Source organism: Floricoccus tropicus (assembly GCF_001832905.1).
Lineage (GTDB): Bacteria > Bacillota > Bacilli > Lactobacillales > Streptococcaceae > Floricoccus > Floricoccus tropicus.
In genome coordinates, this window is sequence record NZ_MKIR01000001.1 from 42,277 (window position 1) to 62,648 (window position 20,372).

General features: G+C 34.4%; 16 protein-coding genes and 1 CRISPR repeat array (1 of these 17 running past the window's edge). Of the genes, 7 read left to right on the forward strand and 9 right to left on the reverse strand.

The window, feature by feature from the left end:
• The first annotated feature begins 66 nt into the window (after positions 1-66).
• Both queA and BG261_RS00275 read left to right on the forward strand, forming a co-directional pair.
• Positions 67-1,095: a tRNA preQ1(34) S-adenosylmethionine ribosyltransferase-isomerase QueA gene (gene queA / locus BG261_RS00270; RefSeq protein ID WP_070791420.1), complete on the forward strand. Its 1,029-nt coding sequence runs from the start codon at positions 67-69 to the stop codon at positions 1,093-1,095.
• Positions 1,096-1,327: 232 nt separating this feature from the next.
• A complete protein-coding gene (locus BG261_RS00275; RefSeq protein WP_070791062.1) occupies positions 1,328-1,861 on the forward strand; it encodes an HdeD family acid-resistance protein in 534 nt (177 codons plus the stop codon).
• Positions 1,862-1,918: 57 nt separating this feature from the next.
• Here BG261_RS00275 and pyrF read toward each other — a convergent pair whose 3' ends face one another.
• From pyrF to BG261_RS00300, 5 genes are all read right to left on the reverse strand, one after another.
• Entirely contained in the window at positions 1,919-2,857 is a 939-nt protein-coding gene (gene pyrF / locus BG261_RS00280) for an orotidine-5'-phosphate decarboxylase (protein ID WP_070791064.1), read from the reverse strand.
• Positions 2,858-2,927: 70 nt separating this feature from the next.
• On the reverse strand, positions 2,928-4,337 hold the full coding sequence (gene pepV, locus BG261_RS00285; RefSeq protein ID WP_070791066.1) for a dipeptidase PepV: 1,410 nt from the start codon (positions 4,335-4,337) through the stop codon (positions 2,928-2,930).
• Positions 4,338-4,477: 140 nt separating this feature from the next.
• Positions 4,478-6,289, reverse strand: a complete 1,812-nt coding sequence (uvrC, locus tag BG261_RS00290; protein WP_070791069.1) for an excinuclease ABC subunit UvrC — start codon at positions 6,287-6,289, stop codon at positions 4,478-4,480.
• Positions 6,290-6,308: 19 nt separating this feature from the next.
• The gene (ypfJ, locus tag BG261_RS00295; RefSeq protein WP_070791072.1) at positions 6,309-7,292 is read right to left on the reverse strand and encodes a KPN_02809 family neutral zinc metallopeptidase; all 984 of its coding nucleotides are present in this window, start codon (positions 7,290-7,292) and stop codon (positions 6,309-6,311) included.
• Between the two features lie 391 nt (positions 7,293-7,683).
• Positions 7,684-11,961, reverse strand: a complete 4,278-nt coding sequence (locus BG261_RS00300; protein ID WP_070791074.1) for a 2-hydroxyacyl-CoA dehydratase — start codon at positions 11,959-11,961, stop codon at positions 7,684-7,686.
• A 146-nt stretch (positions 11,962-12,107) separates the two neighbouring features.
• Here BG261_RS00300 and BG261_RS00305 point away from each other — a divergent pair, with 146 nt between their 5' ends.
• Entirely contained in the window at positions 12,108-12,722 is a 615-nt protein-coding gene (locus tag BG261_RS00305; protein WP_070791076.1) for a TetR/AcrR family transcriptional regulator, read from the forward strand.
• A 64-nt stretch (positions 12,723-12,786) separates the two neighbouring features.
• Here BG261_RS00305 and BG261_RS00310 read toward each other — a convergent pair whose 3' ends face one another.
• Complete coding sequence (locus BG261_RS00310; RefSeq protein WP_070791078.1) at positions 12,787-14,544, reverse strand: ABC transporter ATP-binding protein; 1,758 nt, start codon at positions 14,542-14,544, stop codon at positions 12,787-12,789.
• Positions 14,541-16,274, reverse strand: a complete 1,734-nt coding sequence (locus tag BG261_RS00315; RefSeq protein WP_070791080.1) for an ABC transporter ATP-binding protein — start codon at positions 16,272-16,274, stop codon at positions 14,541-14,543. Before BG261_RS00315 ends, BG261_RS00310 begins: the two co-directional genes overlap by 4 nt.
• Before the next feature lie 161 nt (positions 16,275-16,435).
• Here BG261_RS00315 and BG261_RS00320 point away from each other — a divergent pair, with 161 nt between their 5' ends.
• On the forward strand, positions 16,436-16,705 hold the full coding sequence (locus tag BG261_RS00320; protein WP_070791082.1) for a SemiSWEET family transporter: 270 nt from the start codon (positions 16,436-16,438) through the stop codon (positions 16,703-16,705).
• Between the two features lie 48 nt (positions 16,706-16,753).
• Positions 16,754-17,407, forward strand: coding sequence for a GNAT family N-acetyltransferase (locus BG261_RS00325; protein ID WP_070791084.1), 654 nt, complete (start codon positions 16,754-16,756; stop codon positions 17,405-17,407).
• Between the two features lie 56 nt (positions 17,408-17,463).
• Here BG261_RS00325 and BG261_RS00330 read toward each other — a convergent pair whose 3' ends face one another.
• Positions 17,464-18,081 (reverse strand): DUF1054 domain-containing protein, encoded by a 618-nt coding sequence (locus BG261_RS00330; protein ID WP_070791086.1) that lies wholly within the window; start codon positions 18,079-18,081, stop codon positions 17,464-17,466.
• A gap of 69 nt (positions 18,082-18,150) precedes the next feature.
• The gene (locus tag BG261_RS00335) at positions 18,151-18,447 is read right to left on the reverse strand and encodes a hypothetical protein (RefSeq protein WP_070791088.1); all 297 of its coding nucleotides are present in this window, start codon (positions 18,445-18,447) and stop codon (positions 18,151-18,153) included.
• A 167-nt stretch (positions 18,448-18,614) separates the two neighbouring features.
• Between BG261_RS00335 and BG261_RS00340 the strand changes: the two genes are divergently transcribed.
• Positions 18,615-18,983 carry a MerR family transcriptional regulator gene (locus BG261_RS00340; RefSeq protein WP_070791090.1) on the forward strand — a complete coding sequence of 123 codons (369 nt, stop codon included), beginning with the start codon at positions 18,615-18,617 and terminating at the stop codon, positions 18,981-18,983.
• Positions 18,976-19,794 (forward strand): Cof-type HAD-IIB family hydrolase, encoded by an 819-nt coding sequence (locus tag BG261_RS00345; RefSeq protein WP_070791092.1) that lies wholly within the window; start codon positions 18,976-18,978, stop codon positions 19,792-19,794. Before BG261_RS00340 ends, BG261_RS00345 begins: the two co-directional genes overlap by 8 nt.
• A gap of 217 nt (positions 19,795-20,011) precedes the next feature.
• Positions 20,012-20,372: a CRISPR direct-repeat array (repeat unit 36 nt; unit sequence GTTTTGGAAGCATTCAATTTAACATAGCACTAAAAC); it runs 1,127 nt beyond the window's last position.

Genomic DNA, 20,372 nt, shown 5'->3' on the forward strand with positions numbered 1-20,372 from the left:
TGGAGAAAGCAAGTGTTTACAAGGTATTTGAAAAAATATTTTATAATCTCTTGCCAAATATTAACAATGAACACAAATGATTTTGACTTTGAACTTCCTGAAGAGCTGATTGCTCAAACACCTCTTGAAAATAGAAGTGAATCACGTTTACTTGTGATTGATCGTGAATCAGGAACCATGCAAGATAAACATTTCTACGATATTATTGACGAACTTGAGCCAGGTGATGCTCTTGTAATGAATAATACGAGAGTACTTCCTGCAAGACTTTTTGGTGTTAAACCTGATACTGGTGGACATGTTGAGCTTCTACTTCTTAAAAACATTGAAGGTGATAAATGGGAAACTCTTGCTAAGCCGGCTAAACGCCTACGTGTTGGTTCAAAGGTTTCTTTTGGAGACGGTCGCCTGGTTGCTACTGTTACTGAGGAGCTTGAACATGGTGGTCGCATAGTTGAGTTTGAATATGATGGGATTTTCTTGGAAACACTAGAAAGTCTTGGCGAAATGCCACTACCTCCATATATTCACGAAAAACTTGAAGATCAAGAACGCTATCAAACAGTTTACGCTAAAGAAAACGGTTCTGCTGCTGCCCCAACTGCGGGTCTACATTTTACTCCTGAGTTATTGAAGAAAATCGAAGATAAAGGGGTTAATCTTGTTGAGCTTACACTCCATGTTGGTCTTGGAACTTTCCGTCCGGTTAGTGTTGACAATGTTGATGAACACGAAATGCACAGTGAGTTCTACCAACTATCAGAGGATGCTGCAGCTAAGTTAAACGAAGTAAAGGCAAACGGTGGACGAATTGTAGCTGTTGGAACTACTTCTATCCGTACTCTTGAGACTATTGGGACAAAATTTAATGGAGAAATTAAAGCTGACTCTGGTTGGACAAATATTTTCATTAAACCTGGATATGAATTTAAGGTTGTTGACGCATTTTCAACAAATTTCCATCTTCCAAAATCAACTTTAGTAATGTTGGTTTCAGCTTTTGCTGGACGTGATTTTGTACTTGATGCATATAAACATGCAGTTGATGAAAAATATCGTTTCTTCAGTTTTGGGGATGCAATGTTTGTTAAATAAAATATTCGATCAGATATATATAACTATCTGATCTTTTTGTTTTTATATAACAATGTTCGTGATTTGATACTAATAAACAACAATTTCTCATTAAATATATATTGGTATAGACTAATTTACTGAAAAATTCCATTTAATATTACTTATTATTTGACTTTTGGTCTATTAATCGTTAATGTTATTAGTACATATTAATAGTAATATGGAAAAAATTAAAAAGGAGAAGGTTTTAATGAAAAATATTAAAATTGGTCTTATTGTTTTAGGAATTATTTCACTTATCTTAGGTTTCTTAGTTCTCACTAGTCCTGATGGAAAATTAGGTTCTATGATTACTATCATCGGTATTCTAAATATCGTTGCTGCTATTGCTTCAGCTTACTTAGCTTACAAAACTAAGTTTTCAGAATTACGTAGCCGTGAAATCTTAAATGCTGTTCTTTCAGCAATCGTAGGTTTAATCTTCCTATTTGATCCAGCTGCAAGTGCAGTATCACTAGGTTTCATCTTTGCATTTTGGATTATTTTCTCTTCTGCTCGTGCTTTCATGTCAGCTTTCTGGCAAGTTGGTATTAGTGGATTAATGCGTGTGTTATACGTACTTCTTGGACTGTTCGGTCTTTACGTAGGATTTGTAATGTTATTAGATCCAGCACTTTCAATCGGTTCATTTGTATTTTTCGTAGGATTCTACCTAGTATTTGATGGTATTATCGCTATCGTATCTGCATTCATGTTACCAAAAGATATTACTGAACAAGTATAAGTTTAGTAAGAAAAAGAGTTTCTAGACATCTAGAAACTCTTTTTTTTACGCATATTTTTACCAAGCTAATTTATTTGCTTTACTTAATGACTCATTTATTAATTGATTCGTTTCAATTACAATATTTCTAATTGAATTTTTAACTTCTTCCTCACCTGATTCTATTGATGGAAATGCGTAATTAATTGCCCTTGAAGAAGATATAATTGCACCCAGTCCATCTTCGTTAAATGAATTAGCTAGTTGGTCAATGTCTCCACCTTGCTTTCCAATTCCAGGTACTAAAAACAAGGAATTGCTTATTTTTTTACGAAAATTTCTTGCTTGCTCTGGATATGTCGCTCCAACAACTGCTCCTATATTTGAATAACCATGTTTACCAATAGAATCTGGATAATTCGATACTATGTAATCGCAAACAAGTTCAGAAATACTCTCATCATCTTCAATAGTAATTTTATCCTGATACTCTCCTGATGAATTATTACTTGTTTTCACTAATACAATAACACCAGTCCCATTTTCCTTAGCGACTTCTAAAAATGGATCAATTCCATCTCTTCCTAGAAAGGGATTTACTGTGACAGCATCTACTTCTTCACTATCTTGCCAACTATTATTTTTATCCTTAAAGAATGCTTGAGCATATGCTTTTGATGTCGAATCAATATCACCTCTCTTTGCATCAGCAATAACTAGCAAGCCTTTATCGTGTGCATATGTGACTGTCTTCCAAAAAGCATCAAGACCAGCAGAACCATATACTTCATAATAAGACAACTGTGGTTTCACTACTGGTACTAAATCTGCAACTTGATCAATGACTAACTTATTGAATTCATAAATGGCGTGTGCTGCTCCTTGTGGAGTTTTGCCATATCTTTCTTCTGCATCATTTAATATGTAGGTTGGAAACTGCTTCAAATCGGGATCAAGACCCACACATAAGTGAGATTTTCTTTCAAGAACTTTTTCAATGTAATTATCAGCGAACATGGAGCTCCATTCTATATTTTTTATAAAAAAGCAAGGCCAAATTGGTCTTGCTTGAATTATGTTGAGAAGTTTACTTAATCAATTGATAGATTGCGTCTGCATAGATTGCTGCTGCGTCTACTAAGAAGTCAACTGGAACGAATTCGTTTGCTTGGTGCATTGTATCTGTGTATCCTGGGAACATTGCTCCATATGCTACACCACGTTCTAGAAGGCGTCCAAATGTTCCTCCACCGATGATTTGTTCGTATCCTTCTTGACCAGTATGTTTTTCATATACATCAAGTAAAGTTTTAACTAATGGATCATCCATTGGAACATAGTGAGGAGGCATGATGTGTTCTGTAAGAGTTACTTTTTCAACTCCATCAAGAGTTACAAGAACTTCTTTAATTTTGTTTTCATCTGTTCCTTTAGGGAAACGGAAGTTAAGAGCAATTGTGTTGTCATCTGAATTTTCATCGAATTTGAAGACACCAGCATTCATAGAAAGTGCACCCATTTTTTCATCAGTATAAGCAACACCTAATTTTTTACCATCATGATCTTGGAAAAGAGTTTTACCAGCGATATTGATGAATGCTCCTGGTCCACCTTGGAAGTCATATCCTGAAAGGAAGTGTGCAAGGTATGTAGCACCATTAACACCTGTGTGTGGGCTAGCTCCGTGAGCTGATTTACCAACAACTGTGATTTCAAATTTATCTTCACCTAAATCTTTGATTTCACCGCCAACTTTGAATTCATTTTTAAATGTTTCAAAAGCTTCTTGGATATCTTCAAGTGGAAGAATTGAAGTTACTACTGCAGTTGCACTTTCTGGTACCATGTTTTCACGCAATCCACCATTGAATGAGTGTAAACGGAAAGTTCCAGCATTAATTCCGTCAAAGTGAAGGTATTCAGTAACATTACCTTTTTCACCATTGATAATTGGGAACTCAGCATCTGGCGAGAATCCAAAGTCAGGTTTTGGAACACCAACGTGTTCGAAGTAATAATCCATATCGCCCCAACCAGATTCTTCATCTGTACCGATAACAAATCTTACTTTTTTAGAGACAGGAAGTCCTAGTTCTTTGATTACTTTTAACCCATAGTAACATGCCATTGTTGGCCCTTTATCATCACTTGAACCACGCGCATAGATTTTACCATCGCGAATTTCTGGTTCGTAAGGATTTGAATCCCAGCCAGAACCTGCAGGCACAACGTCCATATGAGCAAAGATTCCTAATACTTCATCACCTTCACCATATTCAAAGTGACCAGCATAGTTATCAACGTTCTTAGTTGCATATCCATCACGTTCAGCAAGACCTAGAATTGCATCAAGAGCCTCAACTGGACCAGGTCCAAATGGTGCTTCCTTTGTAGCCTTACTATCATCACGTTCTGAGTTGATACGTAGAAGAGTAAATAAGTCTTCAAGCATATCATCTTTGCGTTTTTCAATTTCTTCTTTAAAATTAATTGACATGTTCTTCTCCTTTTAATTTTATGACAAAATCAAGTTCTTCATTATTACAAAGAACTACTAATTCACATAATCTATTTTACCCTTTTTTAAGGATAAAATAAATTATAAATCAATAAAAAGTTTTTATTTTTAAATACTATCTAAGATTTATCTTTTTTGTCTTTTTCGTTTTCTTTTTTCTTAGGTGCAAGTACATTAGATACTTCTTCTGCCACCTTCATTGGAATACCTACTTCATGTATCTCATAAACACTAGCATTTTGAATATTCTTCAGACTCTTAAACTTCTTGAGTAAATTTTGTTTACGTTTTGGACCAAGGCCTGGGATGCCATCAAGTTTTGAAGCAAATGAATTTTTACTTCTAACCTGTCTATGGAAAGTTATTGCAAACCTATGGACCTCATCTTGAATTCTTTGAAGTAAGAAAAATTCTTGGCTTTGGCGACTAAGTGGAATAACTTCAAGTGGATCACCAAAGAGAATATCATGGGTTTGGTGCTTGTCATTTTTAGCAAGACCAGCTATCGGAATATCAAGTCCAAGTTGATTATAGAGAATCTCCTTAGCAGCGTTAACTTGACCTTCACCACCATCGATAATGATTAAGTCTGGTGGAGTTAAATTGTCACGAACTACCCTTGAATAACGACGCTCAATAACTTCTCGCATAGAAGCATAGTCATCAGGGCCAGTGACGGTTTTTATTTTATACTTGCGGTAATCTTTCTTACTTGGTTTTCCATTTTCAAAAACAACCATGGCAGATACAGGACTGGTACCCATAATGTTTGAGTTATCAAAGGCTTCAATCCTTATCGGAGTTGGGATTCCAAGTAAATCACCTAGATTTTCAACTGCACCTTTTGTTTTTTCAACATTCTTTTCTGCTAGGTCAAATTTTTGTTTGAGACTCACTTCCGCATTCTTTGTCGCTAAGTTAACAAGTTGTTTCTTCTCACCACGTGATGGTTGAATAACTTCTGTCTGAGTCAAAACTTTTACGCTATGAACATCTATGTCTTTAGGAATGAATATTTCTTTAGGAATAAAATGCTCATCTTCCTGATAGAATTGACCTATATATGTCAGAAAGTCTTCATCTGGATCATTATAATAAGGAAACATATTTACATCTCTTTGAATCAACTTCCCTTGTCGAACAAAGAAAACCTGAACACACATCCAACCATTTGATACTGCATATCCAAATACATCACGGTCTTTCAAATCATGATTAATTACACGTTGTTTAGTTCTTAGGACACCAACATGTTTAATTAAATCCCTGTATTCCGCTGCCTTCTCAAATTCCATCTGCTCTGAAGCATCTTTCATCTTGTCTTCAAGTTCATGAATTATCTTATCATCATCTCCATTTAAGAAGCGACCAATCTGATCTGACATATCTCGATAAACTTGTGGATCAATATCAAATACACATGGAGCGAGGCACTGATTTATATGATAGTATAGACAAACCTTATTTGGCAAAGTTTTACATTTTCTAAGGGGAAAGATTCTATCAAGTAAACCTTTTATTTCATTTGCGGCTCCTACGTCTGGGTAGGGGCCAAAGTATTTTGCATTATCTTTTTTAACCTGTCTAGTAATTAAAAGACGTGGATATTTTTCATTTGTAATTTTGATAAAAGGATAACTTTTGTCATCCTTTAGCATAATATTATATTTTGGCATGTTCTCTTGAATTAAATTAATTTCAAGAAGAAGTGCTTCTATATTACTCTCCGTTACAATGAATTCAAAATCAACGATTTCACTTACTAGTAGCTCAGTTTTTGTATCATGACTTCCTCTGAAATAAGAGCGTACACGATTTCTCAAATTCTTCGCTTTACCAACATAGATTATTGTCCCATTTTTATCTTTGTGTAAATAACATCCTGGACTATTTGGGAGTAACTCTAATTTGGCTTTTATAGTTGAATTCATTTAAACCTACTTCTAATGACTAACGTGTTGGTGTACCTACTGGATTTCTTAATCCTTTGTCTGCGAATACATCGCCATGTTCTAGGTCGCCATATTTATAGCCAAGATTAAAATATTTTACACGGTCCGCACTTGATCCGTGAGTGAATGTCTCTGGATTAACTTGTCCAGTAAATTTCTTTTGGATGAAATCATCACCGATTACAGAAGCTGTCTTGATTGCTTCTTCAATATCACCTTGTTCAAGGACTGCTTCACCTTTTGTAGTTGTTCTAGATTCTAAATATTTAGTCCAAACACCTGCATAATAGTCTGCCTGTAATTCCATACATACTGAGTATTTATTGTATTCAGTTTTAGAAAGTTGTTGTTGGAGGCGTCCCATTGCTGAGGCGAGTCCAATTCTATTTTGAATATGATGTCCAAATTCGTGAGCAAGTACATAAGCCATAGTATAATCACCTTTTGAACCATATGTATTAGCAAGCTCATCTTGGAAACTTGTATCTAAATAAACTTTTTGGTCAGATGGTGAATAAAATGGTCCCATATCACTTGTCGCAACACCAAAAGGTGTTTGAACCTTACCTGAATAAATCACCAATGTTGGAGATTGATAGTTAATACCATATTCTTTTGATTCTGGACCCCAAAAATCATCAAGCATTTGGAAAACTGTTCTTGAAAAAGCCTTACGGGTATCTGTGCTATCACCCATTGTAGTTTTTGATTTTTGTGAAGTTTTAGGTGCAGTCTGTTGCTGAGTATTTGTCCCAGTTAAATCACCAAAGATACTTCCAAGATTCCCACCACCTAAAAATAACATGGCAATAATAATAATAATTCCAAGTAAACCTCCACCAGGTAAACCAATTCCACTTCTACCTGATCCGGAACCTCCACCAAGACCACCTAATATATCACCCAGGTCTCCACCTGAAGTAACTTTGTCATTTGTGCGATCTTCAAAGTTCTTCGTCTGTTTCTCATCTTCCCAACGCATAAAATTCTCCTTTGTATATTACTTATCTAATTTTATCATAATTTCAAGAAAAATAATAAAAAGTGACATTATTAGCATAATTTTCACCTAATATTTTCCTTCAAAAACTTATTTCATATATAAAAAAATCTATATGAGAAAATTTAAAGTTTTTCTCGTATAGACTATTAATGATTATTTTTAAACTTCCCATCCTATAAGACCCAAGAAACTTCTTTTTTCTTTTTCAGGAGGAGCATCTTCAAATTTTGCTACATACGTTTCACTACTGAATTCTGTTTTTTCAGCAACTTCCAACATAAAATCTTCAATTTGAGGAAAATCAAACTTTTATATAAGCATAGGTAAACAAAAATCTTGGCAAAATATAATTAAGCCAAGATCCGTCTTTTTATAGATTATAGGTTACTTCTTTAATTTCTTCATCTTTTTTAAGTTGCTTTTTAGCGGTCGCAAGCATTAATCTAATCCTGTTGAGTTGATTTACAACACTGACACCTGGGTCGTAGTCAATCGGTGCAATATTTGCACTTGGATATTGACGACGTAGTTCCTTAATCATACCTTTTCCAACGATATGGTTAGGCAAACATCCAAATGGTTGCAGACAGACAATATTATCAACACCATCCTGCAAAAGTTCAATCATCTCACCAGTCAAGAACCAACCTTCACCAGTATGATTACCAATAGAAATGATTTTTTCAGTATCACTCGCCAAATCATCAATTGAATGAAGACCAGTAAATCTATTTGACTCCTTCAAAGCTTTATTCATTGGTTTTTCAATCATATTGATAATATTTAGTAAAGTACGAGCAAAAAGTTTTGCTTTTTTAGACTGACCAATATTATCTGATTTCCAAATTTGGTTATAAAGTGAGTAATTCATGAAACCGATAATGTCAGGGACCACAGCTTCTGCTCCTTCTGATTCAATGATAGAAACAATATCATTGTTTGCAGTTTTTGAATATTTAACTAGAATCTCGCCAACTACACCAACACGAGGCTTTTTAATATCTAGTAAGGGAGTTTCATCAAATTCACGAATTATACGTTTCATATTACGATTAAATTCAAAGAGTGAACCTGATTTAACGTTCTTAGTAGCTTTTTCTAGCCATTTTTCATGAAGAGCATTAATTTGACCTTCTTCAATTTCATAAGGACGTGTGCGATAAACTAGACGCTCAAACAAATCACCATAAAGAGCTGCAATCATAAATCTTGTAATTAATGGAATAGTAAGCTTGAAGCCTTCTGAGCTCTCAGTACCCTTGTTACCCATTGAAAGACTGACAACAGGAACTTGTCCAAAACCAGCATCTTTAAGTGCTTTCCTCAATAAAGGAATATAGTTGGTTGCACGACATCCACCACCCGTTTGAGTCATCATAACACTTGTATTATCTACATCATAATCACCTGATTGAAGTGCATCAATAAGTTGACCAATAGAAATGATAGCTGGGTAGCATGAATCATTATTTACAAATTTCAAGCCTGCAGAAATACTTGCTCTTGTATCTGGTAAGACAACAACATTATAGCCAGCAGATTTAAAAGCAGTATCAATCAAACCTTCTTGATGGATTGGCGAAAGCATAGGCATCAACAAAGTATGTTTCTTACGCATGTCCTTAGTATAAATAGGTTCGCTTTTGATGATTTCTTCTACTTCAACTATAGGTTCAAATCCACGTTTATCACGCTCTTTGATTGCTGCTTTCAGACTTCTAAGACGAATTCTCACAGCTCCCATATTTGATCCCTCATCAATTTTAAGAACTGTATAAAGTTTATTATGTTTAGCCATAATTTCTTCAACTTGATCGGTAGTAACGGCATCAAGTCCACAACCAAATGAATTTAGTTGCACCAATTCTAAGTTTTTATTTTTAGCGACTACACGAGCAGCGGCATATAGCCTTGAGTGATAGACCCACTGATTTACAACGCGCAAACCACCAACATCACCCAACTGAGAAATGCTATCTTCGGTTAAAACGTGGAATCCTTCTTGAGTCATAATATCAGCTATGCCGTGATTTATTTCAGGGTCCAAGTGATATGGTCGGCCCGAAAGAACTATCGCTTTTTCGTCATTAAGATTGACTTGCATCAGTAAATCTTCTGCTTGCTTACGAATGTCTTCCTTGAACGAGTCGAGTTCTTCAAAACCGTGTACAACAGCCTTTTGAACTTCTTCTTCTGTAAGTTCAAATTCAGACAGGGCTTCAAAAAGATTTTTAGTCATACTTGGTACATCTGCAAGATTGATGAAAGGATGAATATAATTTACATTGCCATTACGGATTTCATCAACGTTATTCTTGATGACTTCTGGATATGACTGAACAATTGGACAGTTATAATTGTTTTGAGCAGTCGCATCTTCTTGTCTTTCATAAAGAACACTTGGATAGAAGATTGTCGGTATACCTTTATTAATCAAACTCATAATGTGACCATGAGAAAGTTTGGCAGGGTAACATACTGTATCTGATGGAATTGTTTCAATCCCTTGTTCATATAACTCTTTACTACTTCTTGGTGAAAGAACTACTCGAAAACCTAAGTCAGACAAAATAGTATGCCACAATGGATAATTTTCATACATATTTAAAACACGTGGAATTCCAATCTCGCCATTAACTGCATCTTTTTTACGAATTCCTCTGTATTTGAATAACTTTTTATATTTGTAATCAACAAGATTAACTTTTTTATCCTTCTTATCCATTTTTGTTTCCATGGCTTTTTCTACACCACGTTCACAACGATTTCCAGATACAAACTTGCGACCGTCATTAAAGACAGTTAAAGTCATCTTACAGTTATTCTCACAAAGGCCACATTTTACGAATTCTTTAGTAGTTTCAAATTTATTTAAATCATTAAGACCTAAAATTTCAGAAGGTTGATTATCAGCATTTTCAAGAGCGATTAATGCGCAACCATAGGCTCCCATTAGACCTGCAATGCTTGGTCTAACAACCTCACGCCCACTTATTTTTTCAAAGGCACGAAGAACAGCTTCATTATAGAATGTACCACCTTGAACTACAATCTTTTCCCCTAATTCTTCAGGACGCTTAACCTTTATTACCTTATAAAGGGCATTTTTGATTACTGAATAAGATAGCCCAGCAGAAATATCTCCTACTGTTGCTCCTTCTTTTTGTACTTGCTTCACTTTTGAATTCATGAAAACAGTACAACGTGAACCAAGGTCAACTGGGTGTTCTGTAAGTAACGCTACTTGTGCAAAGTCCTTAACATCATATTTCAATGAATGAGCAAATGTTTCGATAAATGAACCACAACCAGAACTACATGCCTCATTAAGTTGAATACTTGAAAGTGCTCCATCCTTAATCTTCATGGCCTTCATATCTTGACCACCAATGTCAAGAATAAAATCAACACCGGGTTGGAAATAATCCGCTGCCTTATAGTGAGCCATTGTTTCAACTTCACCATAGTCAATCTTAAGAGCATTCTTGAGCAAATGCTCACCATAACCAGTTACAGCAGACTTTGCAATATATACATCATCTGGCATTTCCTTATATAGACGTGATAAAACTGCAATAACATTTTCAAGCGGTTCCCCATTATTACTTCCATAATGGTCAAAAAGGATATTACCATCCTCATCTATCAAGACAACCTTACTTGTAGTTGAACCTGCATCAACACCAAGGTATGCTGGTCCATGATGTTCATTTATATCCTTGTAAGATGCGCTTGCTTTGGCATGACGTTCTCTAAATTCATCAAGTTCTTCCTGATCCTCAAAAAGTAATTCTAGTGTATCTTGAGGAATAAGATTATCAGAGGAATCATTTTCAAGACTGTGAATTAGTTCAGTTACTTTTCTTACGGGACGTTCGCTATCGTCATCAAGGGCTGCACCCATGGCTACAAAAAGTTGAGGATTTTCAGGAAAGACAACATTTTCAGGTTGAATATTCAGAGTTTCGATGAACCTTCTGCGAAGCTCACTCATGAAATACAGCGGTCCACCTAGAAAGGCAATATTACCCTGAATTTTACGACCTGCAGCAAGACCTGCAATTGTTTGATTAACGACTGCTTGGAATATAGACGCAGCTATATCTTCTTTACGAACACCTTCATTTAAAAGAGGTTGAACATCTGTTTTAGCAAAAACACCACATCGACTTGCTATCGGATAGATATTTTGATAATTTTTTGCTAATTCATTAACGCCACTAGCATCAGTTTTTAAAAGTGCTGCCATTTGGTCAATAAATGCACCTGTACCACCAGCACAAGTTCCGTTCATTCTTTGTTCTAGTGTTCCATCAAAGAATGTCATCTTAGCATCTTCACCACCTAGTTCAATCATAACATCAGTTTGGGGGATAAATTTTTCAATGGTAAGAGTTGATGCGATAACTTCTTGGATGAAGGGGACATCAATAACATCTGCAAGACCCATCCCACCAGAACCTGTAATTGAAAGCTCTAGATCTAAATCATCAACTTCTTCTATTAATTCTTTTAAAACCTTGACTGTGGCGGCTTTTACATCCGAAAAGTGTCTTTCATAACGTGAAAAAATTAAGTTGTAATCTTGGTCAAACACAACTACCTTTACTGTAGTTGAGCCAACATCAATACCAGCTTTGTAAGTCATAATATTTCCTTTCAAATAGTATGTAACTATTGTATTAAAACTACTATTCATTCAATTCTTATCAGTAATAATACACTACAATAATTTGATTACAACCATCAATTTTGATACTATATTAGATATACAACACATTGTAGGAGATTGTCGTGAAAAAGAAAAAAGATTTAAGGGTTTTAAGGACCAATAAGATGATAATGACTGCCTTCATTGGTCTCTTACGTAATAAAACATTTGATAAAATTACCATTAGCGAAATAGCAGATGAAGCAATGATTAATCGTGCTACTTTTTATGCACATTTCCAAGATAAACAAGATTTGTATGAGAAACTGATAGAGTATTTTCTCAAAGATATAGCCAAACTTTTAGATGAAGAAAAGGTAATTGAAGGCGAAAATGTTAATATAAGAGAAATTGAAATCGTCTTAGCTAAGTTTTTTCAATTTATCAAAGAGAAACCTGAAGTTGCTCAAGTGGTCATTGACTCAACAAACGAAGATTTTCTTTTGAACAAGCTTATGAATAATTTTAAAGAGCGTTATACCACAGTATTTAATAAGCTTGAGGTTCGTGAAAATGATATTATAGTTCCTACTGAGTTTGTTGCATATTATATTTCAGGAATATTTATTTCTACTCTTAAATGGTGGATAAAAAATCCTAATGCTATGAAACCCGTGGATCTAAGTCATTTGGTAATTAAACTTATAAGTAACGGTCACTTGACTGTCCTTGGTGTTAATATTAATCGTGAAGAATAAATTTAAAAAAACAAAAAAGAATCTCACATAAGTGGATTCTTTTTTATTTATTCAATATCTTGAGCTACTCTTCTTCTTCAGCAAACTGACTATTATATAGGTTACTATACAAGCCATCTTGAGCTAGAAGTTCTTCGTGCGTTCCTTGTTCAACGATTGATCCTTGCTTCATTACTAGAATCAAATCTGCATCACGGATTGTTGATAGACGGTGGGCGATAACAAAGCTTGTTCGTCCTTCCATTACCTTGTCCATTGCCTTTTGAATTAGTACTTCAAGACGTGTATCAACCGAACTTGTGGCCTCATCCAAAATAAGAATCTTAGGATCTGATATTACGGCACGAGCGATAGTCAAAAGTTGTTTTTGTCCTTGTGAGACATTATCTCCTTCTGAGTTAATTAACATCTCGTAACCGTCTGGCATGGTACGAATAAAGTGGTCAACATTGGCTGTTTTAGCAGCATCAACTACTTCATAGTCACTAGCGTCAAGTTTCCCAAAGCGAATATTATCTGCTATTGTACCTTCATAAAGCCAAGCATCTTGAAGTACCATCCCAAACATTGAACGAACGTCACTTCTTTTCATTGTCTTAGTATCAATACCGTCAATCTTTATAGCTCCTGAATTAACATCGTAAAATCGCATAAGAAGATTAATTAAAGTTGTTTTACCAGCGCCTGTTGGACCTACAATTGCTATTGTTTGACCAGCTTTTACTGAAAAATTAAGATTTTCAATTAGTGGTTTGTCTGGTGAATATGAGAAACTTACATTCTCAAAAGTTACATTACCATCAGTCTTTTCAGGTAAAGCAACTGGATTTTTAGTTTCAACTTCGTCTGGTTCATCTAAAAGAGCAAATACACGACTTGATGCTGCGGCTGCACTTTGTAGAACTGATGAAAGTTGCGTGATATTCCCCATTGGCTGACTTACTTGCCAAATATATTGGATAAAGGCTTGAAGTTGACCAACAAGTATCACTCCACCAATTACATACAATCCTCCGACTACTGCGATTACAACATATGCAAGATAAGCAGTCAGTTGGACAAGTGGCATCATAAGACCAGAAATAAATGATGCTTTAAATCCATTTTCTCTTAAGCTATGATTAACCTTTTTAAAATCATTTAGACTCTTCTTCTCTTGCCCAAATGCTTTAATTACATTAAAACCAGTCATTGTTTCTTGAACATATCCATTTAGGCTTCCCAATGAATCTTGCATACTTTGGAAATACTTTTGTGAACGTTTAACAATGAATCTAGAAATAAGAATTGATGCCGGAATCATTAGAATAGCCAAAAGCGCCATTGTTGTATTTATGTAGAACATCATAGCAACTGACATTACAATACTTAAGATTGCATTAATAATTCCAATAAATGATTGTTGAAAGGCATTAGATACTGCATCAACGTCATTTGTCATACGTGATAGAACATCACCTTGTTGATTCTTATCAAAATAAGATACAGGTAGTTTATTTATTTTTGTGTCAATGTCTGAACGCAAGTCCTTCATTGATTTTTGAACTACTCTAGTGATAAGTAATCCTGAAATAAGTTGGCAAGCTCCGTATAAAATACCAAGAGCAAATATTAATACTAAAGTCTTCTTAATGTAGTCAAAATTAATTGGTTGACCATCAGCTAAATTTCTAGCAATTTCAGATGTTGGAAGACCCGTAGCATAAGGCGATGCAACACTGAAAACTACTGTTAATATTGTAAATAAAATTACTAGGAAGAATGATAATTTATAAGGTTTTACATATTCCCATATTCTTTTTAAAGAAGAAAAAGTTTTCATTTTGCTAATTCCTCCTCTGAAAGTTGTGATGCTGCAATATCATGATAGATTGGACAAGTTTTTAATAGTTCATGGTGGCTACCAATTCCTACTACATCTCCCTCATTTAATACCACAATACGATCTGCATCCATAATTGTACCAACACGTTGTGCAACGATTAATACTGTTGAATCTTGAGTTACTTCTTTCAAACTAGCACGTAGTTTTTTATCAGTTTCATAATCCAAGGCTGAAAAACTATCATCAAAGATATAGATTTCCGGACGACGAATTATTGCGCGTGCAATAGCTAAACGCTGTCTTTGCCCACCTGAAAGGTTTGATCCACCTTCAGAAATTGGAGAATCAAATCCTTCTGGTAATTGTGATATGAATTCAGATGCTTGGGCAATATCAGTTGCTTTTTTCATATCGTCAATTGTCGCATCTTCCTTACCAAATCTTAGATTATCAGCAATAGTACCTTTGAATAGCAAAGCTTTTTGCGGTATAAAACCAATCTTATGACGCAGAGCTTCTATATTAAAGTCACGGACATTGACATCATCCACATAGACTGCTCCTTGACTTACATCAAAAAATCTTGGAATCAACTGAATTAGGGTCGACTTACCACTACCAGTACTTCCGATAAAGGCTATTGTTTCTCCAGGCTTGGCATCAAATGAAACATTACGAATTACTGGTGTTTCTGAAGGACCTGGATATGCAAATGTTACATCATCAAAAGTTACATAACCCTTCTTATCTGTATCTTTAACACCGTCTTTATTGTCTTTAATCATAGGTTCTGCATCAAGTGCTTCTTGGATACGGTTGGCAGAAACTGCGGCGCGTGGGTACATCATGAAGACTGTCGCAAATAACATGAATGAGAATAGGGCATGGAAAATATATTCGATAAAAGCTACCAAGTCACCAAGCTTTAAGCTCCCTGCATCTATTTGAAGGCTACCTTGCCAGATAATAAATACCATTACAGTATTAAATAGAACAAAGAATGCTGGTTGTGCAAGAGCCATCAAAGAGAATAGTCTTGTTGATGTATCAGCATATTTCTTATTTACTTTTTCAAAACGTTTGCTTTCAAAATCTTCATTCACGAATGCACGTACAACACGGAGACCTGATAAATTTTCACGTAAAATGGCATTAATTTTGTCTAAATTCTTTTGTTGTTTTTTGGAAATTGGTTCTGAATAATAAGCAATTGCAATTACACCAATTAATAGGAAAGGTAGTGCACCTAAAACATACCATCCAAGCGTTCTATTAGTTCTCATTACGAGATATAAACTTGTTCCAAACATCAATGGCGTTGTAAAACCAAGTCTCAAAACATTCTGTAAGAAGAGCATGATTTGATAGGCATCATTGGTAACGCGCGTAATCAAAGATGATACTCCTATTGTTTCATACTCGCGATGAGAATATGTTTGGATTTTCTCATATAGATCATCACGAATATCAGCTGTAACATTTGATGTTATCCGTGAAGTAACATATCCAAGACAGATATTTAAGGTAACTCCAACAACTATTATTGCAAGCATCCATATACCCATTTTTATGACATATGAACGATCATTGTTGGGAATTCCTATATCTATCATCCAAGCTAGTAAAGTTGGTAGTCCTAGCTCGATTAAAATAAAGCCTAACACACAAATTAAATTACAAAATAAAAGCTTTTTATTTTTCATTGTGTATTTCCACATTAATTTCAATGAATGTACCTCCTTTTTATATACATTAACCCAAGTGTAACATAGGATAAACATTTTTTAAACACATTAAGTTAAAAAACAAGGGACTCTATCTTTTGATTTATAATCATATTTAGAATATAATATTATATATAAAAAATTTAATGAAAATGGATGGTTCAATGGAAGAAAGTAAAAAAGACAAATTTGTAAATCTTTTAGGTAGAGTTGCGTCAACAATGTCTGTATTGATGTATGTTTCATACATTCCACAGATTGCTGGAAACTTAGCAGGAAACAAGGGTAACCCCATTCAACCTTTCGTTGCTATGGTTAACTGTATCGTTTGGACTGCATACGGACTATTGCAAAAGAAAAAAGACTGGCCAATTGTTATCGCAAACGTACCAGGTATCGTCTTTGCAGGTATCGCATTTATTACAGCATTTTAAAATTTTTTAAAACTTTCATTTCGAAAGTTTTTTATTTTGGAGGTTATAATGGCAGAAATTAAAATAAGACATGAAAAAAAAGAAGATTATACTAACGTTGAAAAAGTAACTCGTGATGCATTTTGGAACTTATATGTACCAGGATGTAATGAACATCTGATAATTCATAATCTTAGAAATCACGAGGACTATATTCCAGAACTTACCTTTGTGATTGAAGTTGATGGAAGAATTGCAGGTTCTATTTTTTATTCAAAAACAAGAATCTTAGATGACTCAGGTAAAGAAATCAGTCAAGTAATCACCTTTGGACCTGTTTCAATAGCACCTGAGTTTCATAATATGGGACTTGGTTCTAAACTAATTAACTATTCAATAGAAGAAGCTAAAAAATTAGGTTATAAAGCAATCATTATTGGTGGCTATCCTGCTTATTATGAACGCTTTGGTTTTACAGGTACTAAGAAATTTGGATTAAGCCTTGAAGATGGTAACTACTACTCAGGAATAATGGCACTTGAACTTGTCCCAAATGCATTAAGTGACATTAAAGGGCAAATTCAATTTTCTTCAGCACTTGAACCTGATGCAAACGAACTTGAAGAATTCGATGCTCAATTCCCTCATAAAGAGAAAAAAGTTACGTCAAGTCAGGAAAAGTTTGCAAAGGCTGCTTCTGAACTTGATACAAAAGAATACTAAAAAAAGTTAACCCAGTATAAACTCCTTTGGAGCAAAGATTAGGTTAACTTTTTTCTTTAAATATGGTTTGCAGCTTTTAGAAGCTCAGTATAAATCGGAATTAAATTTTCATAAGTTTCTTCAACAAATTCCTTGGCTTTTTGAGGATCAGACCAAATATCGGAATCAGCAGGAATGACACGTCCAAATTCGAATTCACCTTTTTTTACATCACGAAGGCGCGTGATAGCTGCTTCTACTCCACCATCAGTGATTGGATAATATTCAGGGACCGTATGATCTTTAGAATATACAAAATCTTGAGGAAGTGAATTTAGGCTTTCTATATTATCTAATAAATAATCAGCCATTACTTTCTCTTCTTTTGGATTATCAATTAAAGATATATACATGAAAACATAATCTTTCCAAATTCCAAGTTGCAAATGTGGTTCAGATTTATAACCTCTCTTATTTAAAGAGATTGCTGACCAAGTGCTTTCAGGTGCATTTTTTGTACGACGAATATGTTGAGCTATATGAACAAAAGCATCATGTCCTACTGCTTCTTCAACTTGCGGTTTAATTGATTCTAATACTTCCTTAAATACTGGCTGAATGTGAGCACGAATTTCCACCATACGCTCATCCAAACCATTAACATTAAATACTTCAAAACTCTCTTCTGTAAACATAACTACCTCTATCTCTTATTATCTTAAATTTATTATAACTGGATAGAGTTCAAGGTGCAAGGTTGGTAATCAGATAATGAATGACCATGTTAGAAGAATTGCTGACAGGATTATTTTAATCATTAGATGTTTTAAATTTACTTTCCCATTCATTAAATAACCATTTATAGGTCCAGTTATCAGCAAGATTATAAGTCCCAAAGGTACAAAAATTTTGTTTATCCATGAAATTAGTAGGAAAAATGAGCCTAATAGGTTAAAAAAGCTTAGCCAATTTGGTAGTGAATATTTTTTTCTCAAAGAAATAAGGGAATATGCTAATAGAATTCCGTAAAGTGCTAAAATAAGGTAAATTGTAATTTTCATGTTTCCTCCTAAGATTTTTATAGGTGTCTGAAAGCGACGAGGACAAGGAGATGAGTTGAAGATAGAACTTGGGTTCATCAAAGCGAATCGACGATGTAATCGTCTAGTTTCAGGTGACTATGTTATAATTAAAACATAGGGTCTAAACCCCCTGTCAAGGAGAAACTATGTATATTTCGGAATTCGTCAAAAATCAGTCTACTACGCTAGATACTGTTAAATTTTATATAAAAAACGGTTTGCTGACTCCTGAAAAGGATGGGAGCTGGTACGTTTTTGGTGAGCAAGATGCTGGCGATTTTAAAAATATTGTAGAGCTTAAGGAACTTGGTTTTTCGATTAAAGCAATAAAAAGAATAAAAGAGCTACATAGTACTTCTTGTTCAACTGACGAGCAATGGATGGAAAATTTGTCTATTGTGACTGATGAACTTGCAGATATTGATAGTAAAATTGCTGAGCTTATGAAAAGAAAAATCAAGCTTGATAAAATACGAACTGAACTAAAAGAAAAATTAAGGAGACAAGATGTATAAATTAATAGCTTTTGACATGGATGGAACGCTTTTGACTAGCCAAAAAATAATCGCCGAATCTAGTATTGAAGCAATAAAAAAAGCCGAATCTGTTGGAAAAAATGTTGTATTATCTACTGGTCGAGCTTTGGTTGAACTGAATCAATATATGCCTGTGCTTCCCGATGTAGAATATGGTGTTCTTGCAAGCGGTGCTTTAGTCTACGATTTTAAAAATAAAAAGATTTTACATCAACATAAGATTCCAGCAAGTATTGTAGATCAAATTCGTGCAATTGTTAAAGAAAAGAAAACTATGGTAATTGCTATGATCAATGGGCAAATATATGTTCAACGGTCACACTATGACCATATCGAAAATTATCATATGGATTACTACAAAGATTTATATACTAATGCAGCTACATTCGTTGATGATATTTGTCAAATATTAAAGGGTGAACGAGAAAATTTTGAAAAAATAAACCTTTACCATTTTACTGATAAGGATAGATTAGATACATATGAAGAACTAAGAAAAGAAAATATTACTATTGTTAAGGCTGAGGAAACTGGTGTCGAAATTACTGACAAAGGTGTTGAAAAAGGTGAAGGTCTTGAGTTCTTATGCGATTATTTGAACATACCTATATCTCAAGCGATTGCTGTGGGTGATGCAGATAATGATGAAAGTATGATTAAAATTGCAGGACTTGGTGTTGCCATGGGAAATGCCAATGAAAATATAAAATCACTTGCTGATGTCGTTGTGAATGATAACGATCACGGAGGATGTGCTCAAGTGATTGATGAATATTTATTGGTTGATTAAAACATAATATTATGAGAAAAAGTATGTCGCACGAAGACATACTTTTTTGTATTTTTTAATTTACACGTTAACTTTATAGGATCAGAATCTTTCTTGAGATATTAAAAACATAGCACTAAAACGTGTCGTCTGTTTGTTCATCTGTATCATCTGTTTTGGAAGCATTCAAGAAACATAGCACTAAAACACTGAATACCAGCTTTAGCATCGTTAGCATGTTTTGGAAGCACTCAATTTAACATAGCACTAAAACTAGCATTTTTATTATTAATATTTCTATTCTGTTTTGGAAGCATTCAATTTAACATAGCACTAAAACTACATTATAGCGACATCATTCTTTTTAAAAGTTTTGGAAGCATTCAATTTAACATAGCACTAAAACAATCCAATCAGACCATTTATCAACTTTGAAGTTTTGGAAGCATTCAATTTAACATAGCACTAAAACTATGAATGTAATATCATTACAGAAAAAGAAGTTTTGGAAGCATTCAATTTAACATAGCACTAAAACTGAAGAAGATGAAGTATATCCTGCTCCTATGTTTTGGAAGCATTCAATTTAACATAGCACT